We start from the raw sequence: 17,598 nt of genomic DNA, 5'->3' as shown, positions 1-17,598 counted from the left end.
TGGCTGATAGAGGGATAACAGGGACTGAAAATTCAGACCAGGGCGCCCTGGTCTGCCGGTCCTCCCCTCTTTCGCCGAACTGGAAAAGTCATGACGCACCGCCCCAGACTCAGCGCTCTGCAACAGATCGTCCTCGGCTATGTCGTCATCATCCTGGCGGGGGCCTTGCTGCTCCAGCTGCCAGCGGCCAGCGCGGACGCCCACTCTCAACCGTTCCTCGATACCCTGTTCTGTGCCACCTCCGCCGTCACCACCACCGGCCTGACCGTGGTGGATATCGGCTCAGCCTACTCCCTTTTTGGCGAGCTGGTCATCCTGGTTCTCTTCCAGATCGGCGGCCTCGGTTATATGCTCCTGCTGGCCGGCATCCTCACCGGCCTGGGCGGCAGGCTGTCCCTGAACTCGCGGGTTCTGCTGCGGGAATCCATGGCCCGGCCCCCGCGGGTGGACATGCTGACCTATGGCAAATTCATCGTGGGCCTGACCCTGGCGGTGGAATTGACCGGAACCCTGGGCTTGGCCTGGCTGTTCAGTGCGGACTATCCGGCGCCAGAGGCTCTCTACAGCGGCTTTTTTCACGCCGTTTCGGCTTTTTGCACGGCGGGTTTCGGGCTTTATGCCGACAGCCTGAGCGGGTTCCGCCAGTCGGCAGCAATTCAGCTGGTGATTTATGTCCTCATGGGGCTGGGCGCCCTGGGGTTCCTGGTGATCCATGACCTGGTGGCGGTCAGGAAGCGGGGAGCGGGTGGCGGAAGGAAAAAACTGTCCCTGCAGAGCCGTCTGGTCATCAAAACAAGCCTTGGCCTCGCTGTTGCCGGGACGATCCTGGTGTGGCTGGGCCATCGGCCGCTGCCGACGGCGGGCGTTCCCCTCGGACAACAGGGGCTTGACGCCGCCTTCCAGGCGCTGTCGGCGGCCACCACCACGGGATTTTACACGCTGGATATTGGTAGTCTGCCGACGGCGACGCTGTGGGTGCTCATCGTTCTCATGTTTATCGGGGCCTCGCCGGGGGGCTCGGGAGGGGGGATCAAAACGCTGTCAATGGCCTTGCTGTGGGTGTATCTGCGCGACCATCTGGCTGGCAGAGCGGATACCGTCGCCGGGGGCAGCAAGATTTCGCCTCTCCTGCTGAACAAGGTATTGGCCCTGGTCAGCCTGGCTTTTCTCTGGACCATCCTGGCGACGGGGATCCTTCTCTTTACCGAGGAGGCCGAATTGGCAGGACTCCTGTTTGAGGTCGTCTCGGCCCTGGGAACAGTCGGCCTTTCCACGGGGCTGACCCCCGACCTGACGCCCTTCGGCAAGAGCCTGATCCTGCTGACCATGCTTGCTGGCCGGATCGGTCCCCTGGTGTTGGGGTATTCTCTTTTCAGGCGCAACAAAAAAGAGCGTTACAGCTATCCCGAGGCCGACCTGGTTTTGGGTTGAGCCGAAAGAGAGGGGAGGAGACGAATGAAAAGTTATGTGGTGATCGGCTTGGGAAATTTCGGCCGGAATGTCGCCCTCGAACTCGCCTCCTATGGGGAGGACGTCCTGGCCGTGGATAGGGATGAAAAACGGGTTGAAGAGCTGAAAGACCAGGTAACGGCCTGTCTCATTGCCGACGCCCGAGAGCAGGAAGCCCTGGTCGACCTGGTCAGTGCCGATATGGAGGCGGCCATACTCAATCTTGGCGATAACCTCGAAGCCATCGCCCTGACCACGCTCAACCTGGTTGATCTCGGCGTAAAGCGCATCATCGTCAAGGCCGAGACCCCCGCCATCGGCAAGATCGTCAAAGCCATCGGCGCAACGGAGTGGATCAACCCCGAACAGGAAGGGGCCCGCCATCTGGCGCGCACCCTGCACCAACCGAACCTGATCGAGCATATTCCGCTGGCGCCCGATTACGATATCGTGGAAGTCGCGGTACCGGATCCCTTTATCGGGCGTAGTCTGGGTGATATCGATCTGCGGCGCCATCATGATGTCGTCGTGATCGCGGTGAAAGAGATTTTGACGGACCGGATCCATCTCATCCCCTCGGCCCAGTTTGTTTTTGCGGCAGACTCGGCCATGATCCTCATGGGGAAAAAGGAGAACCTGGAAAAACTGAAAATAGTGGCGCCGTGAGATTTTCCTGGTCCCGGTTGACAAGGCCCGGTGTCTGTAGAATAATCAAACTTCGGCGGCTTAGACAGGTTTCACAAGGCAAGGCATCGAGAAGGGATAACCAGTGAACAACGTACCAAAATCATCCATCTATTTTTTGGCCGGATCCTGGATTCAGGCGAGGGATTGCGGTCAGGAACGCATCGTCCCATCCTAGTTTTATCCCCGTGAGGAATGGCCCCACCAAGAGCCGGTCTTCAGGGACCGGCTTTTTTTACGCAAGTTGCCAGCTATCGGTTCGGCCGCAACACGAAAGTCAAGAGGTTGATCATGGATAAGTGCCCCGTATGTAAGGAAATGAAAAAGGGAAAATATTGGTGCAGCGGCTGCAAAACGGTCTTTTTGTGCCCCAATCCTAATTGTGGTGCTGAGATTCGCAATCGCCAGGCGCAGGAATGCCCCCGTTGTGCCCTGATCTTTGCGGACTACATCGAACAGAAAAAAATGTATCGCGTGTGCCCCAAGTGTAAGAAAAAACAAGGGGTTTCCGAACCTCAATGCAAATATTGCCGCTACTGGTTCTTCTGCCCGACCTGCGGGCACCGCGTACCTTCCACCAGCATGCTCACCTGCCCCCGTTGCGCGACCAGTTTGCGATGAACACCGGGACCGCTCATAAATCGATGGGGGTATTTTGCTGCAGTGGGCCCTAGGATGGCTGCTGATCCTGTTCGGCGCCTGGTCGGCTGGCCACGCGCTGCTCAATAAGCGCGATCCGCGTTCGGCGCTGATCTGGATCGTGTTGTGCCTCGGTGTGCCGGGTGTGGGGGCCTTTTTCTACTGGGTGCTCGGGGTCAACCGCATTCGGTCAACCGCCAAGGACTGGCAGCTACGGGGTCAGGGGATGTTCTGGCACGAAAGCGAACTGTGCCCCTGGTCCTTTGATCAGGGCATGGACCAGCCCTTTCGCCTCGAAAATTTCTGCGCCCAGCTGGCTCTCGCTGACAAGGTGACGCGACGACCGCTGCTGCAAGGGAACAAAATTACCCCCCTCCACAACGGTGAAGAGGCTTATCCGGCCATGCTGCAAAGCCTCGCGACGGCGCGGCATTCCATTTATCTCTCCACCTACATATTTGACTCGGACGGTATCGGCTTCCAGTTTGCCGAGGCCCTCAGGGAGGCTGCCGAACGGGGGGTAGATGTGCGGGTTCTGGTCGATGGCCTCGGGGAGCGTTATTCGTTTCCCCCCATTCGCCGGCAGTTCAGGAAATCGAAAGTACGGTTTGTGCGTTTTCTGCCTCCGTCTTTATCCGGGCGAGGAATCCATCTCAATCTACGCAACCATCGCAAGCTGCTGGTGGTGGATGGCGAAACCGGTTATACCGGCGGTATGAATATCGGCGAACGTCACCTGGCGCAACGCCAGGATCCCGCTCGCGTGGTCGACATCCATTTTCGCGTGGAAGGGCCGGTGGTCGGTCAGTTGCAGGAGGCTTTTCTGGAGGACTGGTCCTTTGCTACCCGCGAACCCTTTAGGGCTGTCGCCTATCCCCCGCCACCTGATGCGGGGCATGCTTTCTGTCGAGGCATCAGCGCCGGACCCAACGAAGATTTCGAAAAGCTGGTGTGGCTGCTCATCGGGGCCCTGAACTGCGCGCGCAGCCGGGTGCGCATCATGACACCCTACTTCATTCCGGACAGGGCGATGATTACCGCCATCAATACGGCGGCGTTAAGGGGGGTCAGGGTCGAGATCCTGCTGCCGGAAAAGAACAACCTGCCCTATGTCGACTGGGCGACCCGGTCGTATCTATGGGAACTTCTTCAGCACGGTGTGGCCGTCTACTATCAGCCCCCTCCTTTTGTGCACAGCAAACTGCTGCTGGTCGATGATCATTATGCCCAGATCGGCTCGGCCAACCTGGATCCGCGCAGCCTGCGGCTTAATTTCGAATTTACCATGGAAATCTACGACCGTCACTTTGTTCAAGAAATGTCCCAGCACTTTGATCGGATTCGGGAGGTTTCGACCCTGATAACCCTCGAAAAGGTCGATGCTCGCCCGATCTGGCAAAAAGTTCGTGATGCCGCGGTCAAGCTCTTTTCGCCCTATCTGTAGCTGCTCCCAGCGACTCTTCTCGCCATTTAACGGACCCTGAGCCATTTGGCGCCCCTCGCGTGGTACCTTCCCCCTCCCCGATCGAGCTCAACTTCTCTAACCGACTGACCTCACTTCTCCAGTAAACGATCCATATCTTCAGGGAAGATGGCATTTAATTTGCTTTGGTTAGCGTGTTCCCATCATCCGTAACATTATAAGGAGGTCGATGCATGCGACAGTTGAAAAGGGTTTTTGCTTCTTTTCTGGTCCTGGGTTTATGGGGAGGAACGGCCCTGGCCGCCAACCCCCATACCGATTATGTCCAAGGGGAATTCAAAACCGGACCCGATGTCACCAAGGTGTGCCTGGAGTGCCATGAACAGCAGGCCGATGATTTTATGAAGACCAGTCACTGGACCTGGGCGTTGGAGCAAAAGATTGCCGGTAAAAAAGTCGTCGCCGGCAAGCGCAATGTGCTTAACAACTACTGTACCCAGATCAAGAGCAACGAGACTTCCTGCAACCGCTGTCATGCCGGTTACGGCTACGAGGACGACAGTTTTGACTTCAGCGACAAGACCCGCGTAGATTGTCTCGTCTGCCACGATACGACAGGCACTTACGCCAAGGGCGATGCCGGCTGGCCCGCCGAAGGTCTCAATCTGCTGCGGATTGCTCAGAATGTTGGCGAACCTGTGCGTGACAATTGCGGTGCCTGCCACTTCTACGGTGGCGGCGGCGATGCCGTCAAGCACGGCGACCTCGATTCCTCCATGTCCTATCCGGAAAGCAAGACGGACATCCACATGGGCCTCGACGGCCAGGATTTCGCCTGCCAGAGTTGCCATGTGACCAAGAATCATGTCATCCCCGGCAATTCCCTCGGCGTCTCTCCGGGTGCCGCCAGCCAGCTTCGCTGTGAAGACTGCCATGCCGGTGCGGTCCACCCGGAAAGCCGTCTTAACGACCACGCCGCCAACATTGCCTGCCAGACCTGCCACATCCCCTACTACGCCAAAGAGATCCCGACCAAAATCTGGTGGGACTGGTCGACTGCCGGCGATGACAGCCGCGACGTCGTCAAGGACAAATACGGTCTGCCCCTGTACGTAAAGAAAAAGGGCGACATGAAATACGGCAAAATGGTACAGCCCGAGTATGCCTGGTTTGAAACGGGCGAGGCCGTCAACCATGTGCGGGGCCAGAAGATCAAGGACCCGAGCAAGGTGCTGATTGTGGCCGGACCGACGTCAACCATCAAGGACAAAAAGGCCCGCATCTATCCCTTTAAGGTGATGGGTGGCAAACAGGCTTTCGACCCCGTCAACAAAACCCTGCTGGCCGTTCATCAGATCGGCGACGATGGTTACTGGACCACCTTCGACTGGAAGCGCTCGGCCGAAATTGGCATGAAGGCGGCGGGTCTGCCCTTCAGCGGCGAGGTCGATTTTATTGAGACCCGGATGTACTGGCGCCTCAACCACATGGTCTCGCCGGCCAGCGAAGCTCTCAACTGTCTCGACTGTCATGGCGACAACGGCCGCCTGAACTGGAAAGAGCTGGGCTACAAAGGGGATCCGATGGTCAACCCCAAGTGGGCCCGGAGCAAATAAATACGGTCAAGAACACTAAGCAAACAAAAGGGCCGCCCAATCTGGGTGGCCCTTTTGTTTGCAAAAAAAATCAGCCCCGCCGGAATGGTCTTTCAGGGGGGCTGAATGCATGGATACAAGAATTATGGGTTTTCCTTCTTTTCTTCTTCCTTCCGGACCGGAAGGCTGCAACTGTCGGACAGTCAGGTCTGGACGCCCATTTTGGGTAGCACCCATTTGTTGACGACGTACCAGATGGCAACAATGCCGAGGATACTGAGTATTTCCATAAGGCTCCTCCGTTAGATAGGCTTTTTAATATATAATATCTCTCTGGATACTAGCAAGTGAAATCGCCCGGGCAAATGTGCCGCCCCTTGCGAGAAGCGCAAAGCCGGCTATAGTACAGGAAATATCCAAACAGGGAGGCACACGTATGAGTAATGAGGTAAAGCGACGAGAATTTTTGCTCACAGGATCGACGGTTCTGGCGGCTGGTCTGTTCCTGAGCGTTCCCAGGGCGCGCGCCGCCGAGGCCGATATGCATGTTTTCACGGTCAAGGATCCGGCCAACAAAACCTTGTTAGAGCAAAAACATGTGCCGGTGATCGAAGTGCCGGAATCCATCACCAAGGGGGTGCCTTTCCCGGTAACGGTTACGGTGGGGGAAGTCATTCACCCCATGACCAAAGAACATTACATCGACTACGTCGAATTGTACGTCGACGGGAAACGGGCGGGCAAGGCAACGTTGACGCCAGGCCAGAATGCTCCCAAGGTCACCTTTTTTATTGCCCTGGAGGGACCAGCCACCCTCAAGGCCCGCGAGTTCTGCAATCTGCATGGGCTATGGGAAGAAACCAGGCAGGTTGCCGTAGGGTAAAGAAGTCGTTGCATAGCGCCTATTTCTATTGACACGGGCCCGCGCGTCCAATAAAATTTTTCCCTTTAAAGGGGAGTAGCTTCCGGCTGGAAAAGAGCCGGCCCGCGGTTCGTCAGTACGGTGCCAGTCACCCGGACGCGGGGTTGCGATCTTTGATCGGAATTGGCAAGACCTTTATTCACACCACGAATCGAAGTGATGTGAGTAAAGGTCTTTTGTTTTTTCCTTCATCAGCACGATGGCCTCTTTAACCGAGCTCAACACACCGGTGTATTTTTAAAATGCATGTCGTGGCGGCCCAGCCGGCCTCCCCCTAACCAAGGAGATTGTAAAGTGACGGAAGCAGAAACGGTTTCACCCAAGGACAAGGTTCTCGTCGGCATTCTTACCGGCAGCCCCAATGATCTGCCCAAGGTGGTCAAGGTGCGGGATACCCTGGATGAACTGGGCATTCGCAGCGAAATTGTCGTTGCTTCGGCCCACCGCACCCCCGACAAGGTTTTCGCCTATCTTGAACGCGCCCACGCCGAAGGCGTTGAGGTCCTTATCGGCTGCGCCGGTGTGGCCGCCCATCTGGCCGGCGTGATCGCCGGTCACACCCAGCTGCCGGTCATCGGCCTGCCCCTGGGCAACGGTCCCCTCTCCGGCTGGGACAGCCTCCTCTCCACTGTGCAGATGCCGCCGGGCGTGCCGGTGGCGACGGTGGCCATCGACGGTTCGCGCAATGCCGCCATCATGGCGGCCCGTATCCTGGCCCTCAAATATCCGGCTATCGCTCAGGGGCTGAAGGATATGGCCGAAAAAGAGCGGGCCCGTTACGACCAGACCGCCGACGAGGCGCTGGCCCGCCTCAGTGACAAAAAAGCCTGAGCCTGACTTGTTCTCCAGTACGAGCGCTCTTCATGCATGACGGCAAAGGCGGCGGGGGTTTTCCCCGCCGCCTTTCCGCTTTTATTCCTACCGCGAAGCCGTCATTTTAATCTTTTTTGTTTTTGGCCGAAAAAATGCTGGACGTTGTCTCGCCTTTTCTATAAAACGGAATGATTATTCATTCCGCAGCAAGGACAGGACATGACCAAGACAGACAAAAGGGAGGAGATCGTCAGGGCCGCCCTTGAGCTGATCGCCGAGCGGGGGTACCACGGCACGCCCATGGCCCTGATCGCCGAGCAGGCCAAGGTGGGGGCCGGCACGATCTATCGTTATTTTGCGAACAAGGATGTGTTGATCACCGAACTCTACCAGGAAGTGGAAAACCGCGTCTATCCGGTTATCACGGCCGGGTATGAGGTGAACCAGCCTTTTCGGCAGCGCTTTTTCCACGTGCTCAAGGCGCTGCTGAAATATTTTACCGAAAACCCTCTCGATTTCCGCTATGTCGAACAGTTTCACAATTCCCCCTATGGCGTCGCCTTTCGCCGGGAACGGCTGTTGGTGCGTCGAGAGGAGCGGGATGTCTGTCTGCATCTCTTTGACGAAGGCGTGTCCAAAAAGCTACTGAAAGACCTGCCACTATCCATTCTGCTGGCCCTGGCTTTCGGTCCCATTTTGTCTGTGGCCCGCGACCATGTGCTTGGTTTTTTGCTCTTGGACGACCGCTTGATCGAGGAAACAATCAAGGCCTGTTGGGATGCAGTGAAAACGCCGGCCGCTGAAGTCGAGGAGCGCGTGAAATCTTAACAGCGACGACCGCGCCCATCGGCTCGCCTGCAAGTTACTCCATATCATCTATGACAAGGATAGAGGTGTTTATGCGAACCAGTTCTAAAAAAACGATCATGACATTGACAGGGCTCCTCATCGCCGGATTGCTGCTGGCCGGCTGCGAAAAAAGTGGGCCGGCCGGGCCCCAGGGGGCCAGGCCGGCCCCGGAAGTGTCGGTACTGACGCTGGAGGCACAGCCGGTGACCCTGAACACGGAACTGCCGGGCCGTACGGCTCCGCGCCTCATTGCCGAGGTGCGTCCCCAGGTGGGCGGCATCATCCAGAAACGGCTCTTCACCGAAGGTTCCGAGGTGACCGCGGGGCAGGTCTTGTACCAGATTGATCCGGCGGTTTACCTGGCGGAATACAACAGCGCCAAAGCCGCTCTGGCCCAGGCCGAAGCCACTTTCGAGGCCTGGCATCTGCGGGAGGAGCGTTATCGGGAGTTGGTCGGTATGAAAGCGGTCAGCCAGCAGGACTACGACGATACGCGTTCGGCGATGAAGAGCGCCCAGGCTGAGATCGAAGCGGCCAGGGCCGCGGTGGAGCGAGCCCGGATCAACCTGGACTACACACAGATCAAGGCCCCGATTGCAGGTCGAATCGGTCGTTCTTCCGTCACCACCGGCGCGTTGGTCACGGCCAGCCAGGCCACACCTCTGGCCACCATCCGGCAGCTAGACCCCATGTATGTCGATGTGACCCAGTCGGCGGCGGAGCTCCTGAGTCTCAAACGCCAGATTGCCGGCGGACTGGTTCAGGAAGGCGACTCCCGCCAGGCCGAAGTGAAACTGGTGCTGGAGGATGGCACCCCCTACCCGCTGGCGGGAACCCTGAAGTTCTCCGAGGTAACCGTAGAGGAGAGCACGGGTTCAGTCACCCTGCGCACCCTCTTCCCCAATCCCGAGCAGACACTGCTGCCCGGTCTTTTTGTCCGGGCCATCGTCCTTGAGGGGGTCAAAGAACAGGCCATACTGGTGCCGCAGCGGGCGGTGACCCGCAACCCGGCCGGTAAGGCCATGGTTTTTGTGGTCACCGCAGAAGACAAGGTTGCTCCTCAGGTCATCGAGGTGAATCGCACCATCGGCGATCAGTGGCTGGTGGAAGAGGGCCTGCAGGCCGGTGATCGGGTGATTATGGAAGGCATTCAGAAGGCGAGACCGGGAACATCCGTCAAAACCGTGCCCTTTGTCACCCCTCAAAACGCGGTCCCCGGCAACTAAAGGAGTTCCACATGGCCCGATTCTTCATAGACCGACCCATATTTGCTTGGGTCATTGCGATTATCATCATGCTGGCCGGCCTGCTGGCGATCAAGGTGCTGCCGGTTTCCCAGTATCCTTCCATCGCGCCGCCGCAGATATCCATCAACGCCGTCTACCCGGGAGCCTCAGCCCAGACGGTGCAGGATACGGTTACCCAGATCATCGAACAGAAGATGAACGGGATCGACAACCTGATCTACATGGCGTCCAACAGCGACTCGGCCGGCCTGGGAACGGTGACGCTGACCTTCAAGGCCGGCACCGACCCCAATCTGGCCCAGGTGCAGGTTCAGAACAAGCTGCAGCTGGCGACACCTCTGCTGCCCGAAGTGGTCCAGCGCCAGGGTATCTCCGTCGTCAAGTCGACGCGCAACTTTCTGCTGATTGTCGGCCTGGTCTCGGAGGATGGCTCCATGACCCGCTACGACCTCGCCGACTATGCCGTCTCCAATATCCAGGATATTCTCAGCCGCCTCGAAGGGGTGGGCGAGGTGCAGCTCTTCGGCTCCCAGAACGCCATGCGCATCTGGCTCAACCCGACCAAGCTGACCAATTACAAGCTGATCCCGGCCGATGTGGTGACGGCGCTGCAGGCGCAGAACGCTCAGGTATCCGCCGGCCAGTTTGGCGGCTTGCCGGCCGTGGCGGGGCAGCAGCTCAATGCCACCATAACGGCCAGAACCCTGCTGCAGACGCCGGCGCAGTTTGAGGCCATTGTGCTGCGGACCAACGCCGACGGCTCCACCGTCCGCCTGAAGGACGTAGCCGAGGTGGCCATCGGCACCGAAAACTACGACATACTGGCCCGCTACAAAGGAAGCCCGGCCGCCGGTCTGGGGATCAAGCTGGCTGCCGGGGCCAATGCCCTCGATACGGCCGAACGCATCAAAGAGAAGATGGTGGAGCTGTCCAGATTCTTCCCGCAGGGGATGAAGGTCGTCTATCCCTACGACACCACCCCCTTCGTCAAGATATCCATAGAAGAGGTGGTGCGAACTCTCATCGAGGCCGTCTTCCTGGTCTTCGTCGTCATGTTTCTGTTTCTGCAGAACATCCGCGCCACCCTCATTCCCACCATCGCCGTGCCGGTGGTGCTCCTCGGCACCTTCGGTGTGCTGGCGGCCGCGGGTTTCTCCATCAACACGCTGACCATGTTCGCCATGGTGCTGGCCATCGGTCTGCTGGTGGACGACGCCATCGTCGTGGTGGAGAACGTCGAGCGCATCATGACGGAGGAGGGCCTGCCGCCGCGCGAGGCGACTATCAAGTCCATGGACCAGATCATCGGCGCCCTGGTCGGCATCGCCCTTGTCCTGTCGGCGGTTTTTGTCCCCATGGCCTTTTTCAGTGGCTCCACCGGGGTCATCTACCGGCAGTTTTCTATCACCATCGTCTCGGCCATGGTGCTGTCGGTGCTGGTGGCCGTTATCCTGACCCCGGCCCTCTGCGCTACCCTGCTCAAACCGGTGGCCAAGGGGCATTTGGCGGCGGATCACGGCTGGTTCAAAGGATTCTTCCGCTGGTTCAACAAATGGTTCGACCGCAGCAACCATATGTATCAATCCCTGGTCGGCCGCATGCTGCAGCGCACCGGCCGATTCATGGTGATCTACGGGCTCATCGTCCTGGTCATGGCCTGGCTCTTCCTGCGTATGCCCACGGCTTTTTTGCCGGAGGAAGATCAGGGTTTCATCATGGTGCAGCTTCAGCTGCCGGCCGGGGCCACTCAGGCCAGAACCATGGAGGTGATCAAGCAGGTCGAGCATCATTTTCTGGAAAAGGAGGGGGAAGCGATCGATTCCCTCATGACGGTGGCCGGCTTCAGTTTCGCCGGTCGCGGCCAGAACATGGGGATCGCCTTTATCCGTCTGAAAGACTGGGAGCTGCGCCAGGACCGTGCCCTTAAGGCCCCGGCGATTGCCGGGCGGGCCATGGGGGCCTTCAGTCAGATCAAAGACGCCATGGTCTTCGCCTTTGTGCCGCCGGCGGTGATGGAGCTGGGCAACGCTAACGGCTTCGACTTCCAGTTGCAGGACCGCGGCGGTCTCGGCCATGACCAACTCATGGCCGCCCGCAACCAGCTGCTGGGCATGGCGATGCAGAGCCCTAACCTGGTGGCGGTGCGCCCCAACGGCCAGGACGATACCCCCCAGTACAAGCTGGATGTGGATGATGTGCGCGCCGGCGCCCTGGGGATCCCTCTGGCCCAGGCCAACAGCCTGCTGGCCACAGCCTGGGGCAGTAGCTATGTCAATGACTTTATCCAGAATGGCCGGGTCAAAAGGGTCTACGTTCAGGGGGCCCCCCAGTATCGTATGCTCCCCGAGGATATCGGCCGCTGGTATGCCCGCAACAACCGCGGCGAGATGGTGCCCTTCTCGGCCTTTTCTACGGCCCACTGGCAGTATGGCTCGCCGCGCCTGGAGCGTTACAACGGGATGCCCTCCATCCAGATCATGGGGCAGGCGGCTCCAGGCGTGAGTTCGGGGGAGGCCATGGCCCAGATGGAAGAGCTGGCGGCGCAGCTGCCTGCGGGCATCGGCTACGAATGGACCGGCCTCTCTTACGAGGAAAGGCTGGCCGGCGCCCAGGCCCCGGCCCTCTACGCCATCTCCCTGCTGGTGGTCTTTCTCTGTCTGGCGGCTCTTTACGAGAGTTGGGCGGTGCCCTTTTCCGTTATGCTGGTCGTACCCCTGGGGATCATTGGCGCCGTCATGGCCGCCACATCCCGGGGCTACTCCAATGACGTCTATTTCCAGATCGCCATTTTGACCACCATCGGTCTGTCGTCCAAAAATGCCATCCTCATCGTCGAGTTTGCCAAGGAGCAGATGGAGCGGGGCATGGGCCTGATCGAGGCGACCCTGGAAGGCGCCCGTTTGCGCCTGCGCCCCATCCTGATGACCTCGCTGGCCTTCTTCTTCGGTGTGCTGCCCCTGGCGCTCAACACGGGGGCGGGCTCGGGTGCCCAGAACGCCATGGGTACCGCTGTAAACGGCGCCATGGTCACCGCCACGGTGCTGGCGATATTTTTCGTACCGGTCTTTTTTGTCACCATCCGCCGACTTTTCAAGGCCAAGCCTGCGCCAACCAAGGAGGGCCACTGATATGCATAGAATGGCGATCTGCCTGCTATTGACTGTTTTGCTGCTAAGCGGCTGCACGCTGGCGCCCCATTACAGCCGGCCGGAGGCTCCAGTCCCGGCTTCCTGGGCCGCCGACCCCGCCGCGGAGGCGGGGGACGCTCAGGCTGCCCCTGCGTATGAACTGTCGTGGCAGGACTTTTTCGTGGATGAAAACCTCAAGGAACTCATCAGGCTGGCTCTGGAAAGCAATCGCGACCTGCGGATAACAGCCTTAACAATTGAGCGGACCCGCGCCCAGTACCGCATCCAGCGTGCCGAACTCTTCCCAGACCTGCAGGCGGGCGCTGGCTACAACCGCCAGCGGGTCCCCGATACGTCGGGGTTTGGCCGCGTTATCCATCTGGAGCAGTACAATGTGTCCCTGGGAACGACGGCCTGGGAGATCGACTTTTTCGGACGACTGCGCAGCCTGAAAAAGCAGGCGCTTCAAACGTATCTGGCCAGCGAAGAAGCCTATCGCAGCGCCCGACTGGCCCTGGTCTCCGAGGTAGCGAGGGCGTACCTGATGCTGGCCGCCGACCGGGAACGGCTGCAATTGGCGGCAGAAACGCAGGCCAGCTACCAGGAAACCCTGAAGCTGACCCAGCGGCGCTATGATGCCGGGGTCGCCTCCGAGCTCGATCTGCGCCAGGCCCAGACCAGCGTCGAGGCGGCGCGGGTGGATAGGGCCCGCTACCAGAGCCTCGTGGTCGAGGGGGAAAACGCCCTGCGCCAGCTGGTGGGGCAGGAATTTTCGCCCGACCTGCTGCCCGAGGCGCCGGTGACCAAGCTGGCGGCCGTGACCGAGTTGCCCGTCGGCGTCCCTTCCGAGGTGCTCCAGCAGCGCCCGGATATCCTGGCCGCCGAACATCAGCTCAAAGCCGCGTATGCCAATATTGGTGCGGCCCGGGCCGCCTTCTTCCCGCGCATCGCACTGACGGCCTCGGCCGGCTTTGGCAGTTCGGAGCTCTCGACCCTCTTCGACGACGCCTCCCGAGCCTGGGCCTTCTCGCCCCGGCTGGATTTGCCCATCTTCACGGCGGGCAGCCTGCGGGCGCGCCTGCAGGTCTCCAAGGTCGACCGGGAGATCTCCCTGGCCCGCTACGAAGGGGCCATCCAGGGGGCTTTCCGTGAAGTGGCCGACGCCCTGGTCCGGCAGGAAACGATCGTCGATCAACTGCAGGCCCAGCAGGCCCTGGTCGAGGCGACCGAGGCCACGTACAACCTTTCCGAGCTGCGTTATACGCGGGGCGTGGACAGCTTTCTCAGCGTGCTCGACTCCCAGCGCTCCTTGTACGGCGCCCGCCAGGGCCTGGTAGCCGTTCGGCTGGCGCGCCTGGAGAACTTGGTAACCCTTTACAAAGTGTTGGGCGGAGGGGCGTTTTAACGTATAGACCCCCACCGCGTCTGTTTGTGCGAAGCCCTGGTATTTTTTGAAAAGATACCAGGGCTTTTTTCTGAGCTTTACGAGATGAAAATCCTGGCCCGGGAGAATACTCGGTTATCGCTCCTATCGGGGGCAAAAGATTCAAAGTCTTGCAAAACCTACTAGCTTTGTTAGACTTTCTCGGCACAATTGGACTGAGGACCCGCGATAAATCTCGAGACCGGGAGGTTCCGTCATGGACGAAAAAGGGGAGGATAAAGGCTGGTTTCATCTGGATGTCCACCCGTGGGTGTTTTTCACCTCGGCCGGGCTCATCGTTCTATTTGTCGCGCTGACCTTGATTTTCGGAGCCAATGTCGACGATTTTTTCGCCAATCTGCAGTCCTTGATCGGCACCTATGCCGGCTGGTTTTTTGTCTGGACCATGAACATTATTCTGGTCTATGTCGTCTCTCTGCTGTTGGGGCGCTTCTCCGGCATCCGCCTCGGGGGGGCAGAAGCGGTTCCCGAGTTTACCACCCTGGGCTGGTTTTCCATGCTGTTCTCGGCCGGGATGGGGATCGGTCTGCTCTTTTACGGAGTGGCCGAACCGATGTTCCATTTCATCGCCTCGCCCCTGGTAGAACCGGGGACGGCCGAGGCGGCCCGGGTCGGGATGGACCTGACCTTTCTCCACTGGGGCCTTCATCCTTGGGCCATCTACGCCATCGTCGGTCTTTCCCTGGCCTTCTTCGCCTTTAACAAAGGGCTGCCCCTATCGATCCGTTCGGTCTTCTACCCGTTGTTCGGGGAGCGGATTTACGGGCCCATCGGCAATGTCATCGATATCATGGCCACGGTGGCGACCCTGTTCGGCGTGGCCACTTCTCTCGGGCTCGGCGTTCAGCAGGTCAACGCCGGCCTCAATCATCTTTTCGGCGTTCCCCAGTCGATTACGGTGCAGATGATACTCATTGCCTGCATTACGGCCGTAGCCACCTGGTCTGTGGTGCGCGGCATCAATAGCGGCATCAAGCTGCTCAGCGAGATCAACGTCTACCTTGCCGCCGGCCTGATGCTCTTTGTCCTGCTGCTGGGGCCGACTTTGTTCATCATGAAAGCTCTAATGGAGAATATCGGGTTTTACCTGCAGAACCTGCCGCAGCTGGCCACCTGGAACGAGACCTACGAGGCCACCGACTGGCAGCAGGCCTGGACGATTTTCTACTGGGGCTGGTGGATTTCCTGGTCGCCTTTTGTCGGCATGTTCATCGCCCGGGTTTCCTACGGCCGTACGGTGGGCGAGTTTATTAAAGGGGTCCTGCTGATTCCCACCTTCATCACCTTCGTGTGGATCACGGTTTTCGGCAACAGCGCCATCAATATCGAGATGTTCGGGGCCGGCGATATTGCCAAGGCGGTGCAGGAAAATGTCCCGGTCTCCCTGTTCAAGCTGCTGGAGCACTACCCCCTGCAGTCGGTGACCTCCATGCTGGCCATCGTCGTGGTTGTTACCTTTTTTGTCACCTCCTCCGATTCGGGTTCCTTGGTCATCGACATCATCACGGCGGGGGGCAATCCCGAGCCGCCGCTGATCCAGCGCATATTCTGGGCGGTCCTTGAAGGCCTGGTCGCAGCGGTGCTCCTTTTCGGCGGTGGTCTGGTTGCTTTGCAGACGGCAGCCATCACCACCGGTCTGCCATTTTCGGTGATTCTGTTGGGCATGTGCGTCGCCCTGCACAAGGGACTGGCGGAATACAAGGAAGGCCAGGGATTCGAACTGTCCATCGAAGGGGTGCGGACACGGGAGTTCAAGACCCGGCCGACGGCCAAATTGCCCACCTTCGGCCGGCGGCGGTTCTGGTAGAAAAACATAAGGCCTGAGGTACCATGGGTGCTGCACCAGAATAACCCTGATATACGACAGCAGAAAACGGGGGGTCTATGCTCGGCAACGTCTTTCAGAAATTCAGCGGCGGCTGCATGATGGTCTTTCGGCGCCAGGGGGAGGTCGTCCAGTTTCTCGGCACCGCTTTTCTCGTGCATGAGGAGGGTTATCTTCTGTCGGTTTCCCATATTCTGCCCGAGGAAGGGCAATTGATGGTCGTGCCGGGGGAAGTCGGCAGTGAATTCGCTCCCATCAGTCAGGAGACCGTGACCTCCATCCCGGTGAAAGTCGTTCGACGCAGCCTCGAACGGGATATCGCCCTGCTCAAAATGGATCAGCACATCGGTATCCGCATGCCGGATCATTTTATCGGCACCGCGACAAGCTCGCTGATCGGCAATAGTGTCATGGCCTTAGGCTTCGCCTTCGGCCACCAGGCTCTCCATAATCTGGTGGCGATGAACGCCGTGGTGAGCGCCAAGGTGATCTCCAACAACCAGACCCGGATTCTGCTGTTCGACAGCATGATTCATCACGGTGACCGGGGCGGGCCTTTGGTGAGTGTCGAAGACGGGCTGATCATCGGGATCATCAACGGCCGCTTCGACCCTCAGGAGGCCTCCAAAGAGTACACGGATGGGCGCAATACAGTGGAGACGAACACCAACATATCCTACGCCGTGGCCATTGATTACGGAGTCGACCTGATGGAGAAAGAGGGTCTCAAGCCGCACTGAGGTCGGTTCGAACGCACGCAAAAAGGCAAACCATACAGGAAAGGACGTTTTTCATGGATCTTATACGCATTCTCATCGCTATTTTGCTGCCTCCCCTCGGGGTCTTTCTGCAAGTGGGCATCGGGGCACAATTCTGGATCAATATCCTGCTGACCCTGCTCGGCTACATACCGGGCATCGTGCATGCCGTCTGGATCATTGCCAAGCGCTAGGGCGATGAATTGCTTTTTTACCGCCCCCGGACCGTGTTGTCCGGGGGAACTTTTTTGATGCCTGCTCCATCTCCCCCCTGACCGACTGACGCTATGGCCCTGTCCTGCCTGATGCTCTTTGCCGCTTCCTTTCTGGCGGCGACCATTCTGCCCTTTTCTTCCGAGGTGATCCTTTTCGCCCTGCTGCGCGAAGGTTATCCCCCCCTGGTGCTGCTGGCGACGGCGACCCTGGGCAATACCCTGGGTTCCTTCGCCAACTATGGGCTGGGGCGCTGGCTGCTGCACTACCGCGACCGCCGCTGGTTCTACTTCAGCGAAGAACAGATCGGCAAAGGCCAGCGCTGGTTTCAGCGCACTGGTTTCTGGGTGTTGCTGCTGGCCTGGCTGCCGGTGGTGGGGGACGCCCTGACGCTGGTGGCGGGGGTGATGAAGGTGCGCGTCTGGCTTTTTTTGCTGCTGGTGGCCCTTGGCAAGGGGCTGCGCTACCTGTCCATCCTCACCCTCTCTTCCTGGTGGCCGATGTAAAGCCCGAAACCTCCCTGTGCAATCCCGCAAAAGACCCTTTCGGTCCATGAAAAATGACCCAGGTCAAAGAAGTGATGAAATCTCTGGGCTACCGTCTTTTTAT

General features: G+C 59.1%; 14 protein-coding genes. All 14 read left to right on the top strand.

Annotated elements, in window-relative coordinates; all coding sequences use genetic code 11:
* Positions 1-90 precede the first annotated feature (90 nt).
* Complete coding sequence (locus MJO47_RS03475) at positions 91-1,431, top strand: TrkH family potassium uptake protein (protein ID WP_253959727.1); 1,341 nt, start codon at positions 91-93, stop codon at positions 1,429-1,431.
* Positions 1,432-1,455: 24 nt separating this feature from the next.
* A complete protein-coding gene (locus MJO47_RS03470) occupies positions 1,456-2,115 on the top strand; it encodes a TrkA family potassium uptake protein (RefSeq protein WP_253959726.1) in 660 nt (219 codons plus the stop codon).
* 673 nt (positions 2,116-2,788) lie between these two features.
* Positions 2,789-4,216, top strand: a complete 1,428-nt coding sequence (gene cls / locus MJO47_RS03465; protein ID WP_253959725.1) for a cardiolipin synthase — start codon at positions 2,789-2,791, stop codon at positions 4,214-4,216.
* Between the two features lie 212 nt (positions 4,217-4,428).
* On the top strand, positions 4,429-5,811 hold the full coding sequence (locus tag MJO47_RS03460) for a tetrathionate reductase family octaheme c-type cytochrome (RefSeq protein WP_253959724.1): 1,383 nt from the start codon (positions 4,429-4,431) through the stop codon (positions 5,809-5,811).
* A gap of 415 nt (positions 5,812-6,226) precedes the next feature.
* A complete protein-coding gene (locus MJO47_RS03455; protein ID WP_253959723.1) occupies positions 6,227-6,673 on the top strand; it encodes a class II SORL domain-containing protein in 447 nt (148 codons plus the stop codon).
* 333 nt (positions 6,674-7,006) lie between these two features.
* Positions 7,007-7,543, top strand: coding sequence for a 5-(carboxyamino)imidazole ribonucleotide mutase (gene purE / locus MJO47_RS03450; protein ID WP_253959722.1), 537 nt, complete (start codon positions 7,007-7,009; stop codon positions 7,541-7,543).
* Positions 7,544-7,744: 201 nt separating this feature from the next.
* Positions 7,745-8,353, top strand: a complete 609-nt coding sequence (locus MJO47_RS03445; RefSeq protein WP_253959721.1) for a TetR/AcrR family transcriptional regulator — start codon at positions 7,745-7,747, stop codon at positions 8,351-8,353.
* Between the two features lie 71 nt (positions 8,354-8,424).
* The gene (locus tag MJO47_RS03440; protein ID WP_253959720.1) at positions 8,425-9,600 is read left to right on the top strand and encodes an efflux RND transporter periplasmic adaptor subunit; all 1,176 of its coding nucleotides are present in this window, start codon (positions 8,425-8,427) and stop codon (positions 9,598-9,600) included.
* 11 nt (positions 9,601-9,611) lie between these two features.
* The gene (locus tag MJO47_RS03435; protein WP_253959719.1) at positions 9,612-12,749 is read left to right on the top strand and encodes an efflux RND transporter permease subunit; all 3,138 of its coding nucleotides are present in this window, start codon (positions 9,612-9,614) and stop codon (positions 12,747-12,749) included.
* A gap of 1 nt (position 12,750) precedes the next feature.
* Entirely contained in the window at positions 12,751-14,154 is a 1,404-nt protein-coding gene (locus MJO47_RS03430; protein WP_253959718.1) for an efflux transporter outer membrane subunit, read from the top strand.
* A gap of 235 nt (positions 14,155-14,389) precedes the next feature.
* Complete coding sequence (locus MJO47_RS03425) at positions 14,390-16,000, top strand: BCCT family transporter (RefSeq protein ID WP_253959717.1); 1,611 nt, start codon at positions 14,390-14,392, stop codon at positions 15,998-16,000.
* Positions 16,001-16,077: 77 nt separating this feature from the next.
* The gene (locus tag MJO47_RS03420; RefSeq protein WP_253959716.1) at positions 16,078-16,758 is read left to right on the top strand and encodes a serine protease; all 681 of its coding nucleotides are present in this window, start codon (positions 16,078-16,080) and stop codon (positions 16,756-16,758) included.
* Between the two features lie 53 nt (positions 16,759-16,811).
* Positions 16,812-16,970, top strand: a complete 159-nt coding sequence (locus MJO47_RS03415; protein ID WP_253959715.1) for a YqaE/Pmp3 family membrane protein — start codon at positions 16,812-16,814, stop codon at positions 16,968-16,970.
* 93 nt (positions 16,971-17,063) lie between these two features.
* Positions 17,064-17,495, top strand: a complete 432-nt coding sequence (locus tag MJO47_RS03410; protein ID WP_253959714.1) for a YqaA family protein — start codon at positions 17,064-17,066, stop codon at positions 17,493-17,495.
* Positions 17,496-17,598: the final 103 nt, after the last annotated feature.

The sequence above is a fragment of the Desulfuromonas sp. KJ2020 genome, from assembly GCF_024197615.1.
Classification (GTDB): Bacteria; Desulfobacterota; Desulfuromonadia; order Desulfuromonadales; family SZUA-540; genus SZUA-540.
Note: the sequence above shows the minus strand (reverse complement) of the source record. Positions and strands in the feature narration are given on the sequence as shown.

Excerpts from the sequence above, each read along its gene's own strand:
- MJO47_RS03470 (WP_253959726.1), top strand. The coding sequence starts at position 1,456 with ATGAAAAGTTATGTGGTGATCGGCTTGGGAAATTTCGGCCGGAATGTC.
- MJO47_RS03455 (WP_253959723.1), top strand. The coding sequence starts at position 6,227 with ATGAGTAATGAGGTAAAGCGACGAGAATTTTTGCTCACAGGATCGACG.
- MJO47_RS03435 (WP_253959719.1), top strand. The coding sequence starts at position 9,612 with ATGGCCCGATTCTTCATAGACCGACCCATATTTGCTTGGGTCATTGCG.
- MJO47_RS03460 (WP_253959724.1), top strand. The coding sequence starts at position 4,429 with ATGCGACAGTTGAAAAGGGTTTTTGCTTCTTTTCTGGTCCTGGGTTTA.
- MJO47_RS03410 (WP_253959714.1), top strand. The coding sequence starts at position 17,064 with ATGGCCCTGTCCTGCCTGATGCTCTTTGCCGCTTCCTTTCTGGCGGCG.
- MJO47_RS03420 (WP_253959716.1), top strand. The coding sequence starts at position 16,078 with ATGCTCGGCAACGTCTTTCAGAAATTCAGCGGCGGCTGCATGATGGTC.
- MJO47_RS03425 (WP_253959717.1), top strand. The coding sequence starts at position 14,390 with ATGGACGAAAAAGGGGAGGATAAAGGCTGGTTTCATCTGGATGTCCAC.
- MJO47_RS03445 (WP_253959721.1), top strand. The coding sequence starts at position 7,745 with ATGACCAAGACAGACAAAAGGGAGGAGATCGTCAGGGCCGCCCTTGAG.
- MJO47_RS03440 (WP_253959720.1), top strand. The coding sequence starts at position 8,425 with ATGCGAACCAGTTCTAAAAAAACGATCATGACATTGACAGGGCTCCTC.
- MJO47_RS03475 (WP_253959727.1), top strand. The coding sequence starts at position 91 with ATGACGCACCGCCCCAGACTCAGCGCTCTGCAACAGATCGTCCTCGGC.
- MJO47_RS03430 (WP_253959718.1), top strand. The coding sequence starts at position 12,751 with ATGCATAGAATGGCGATCTGCCTGCTATTGACTGTTTTGCTGCTAAGC.
- MJO47_RS03415 (WP_253959715.1), top strand. The coding sequence starts at position 16,812 with ATGGATCTTATACGCATTCTCATCGCTATTTTGCTGCCTCCCCTCGGG.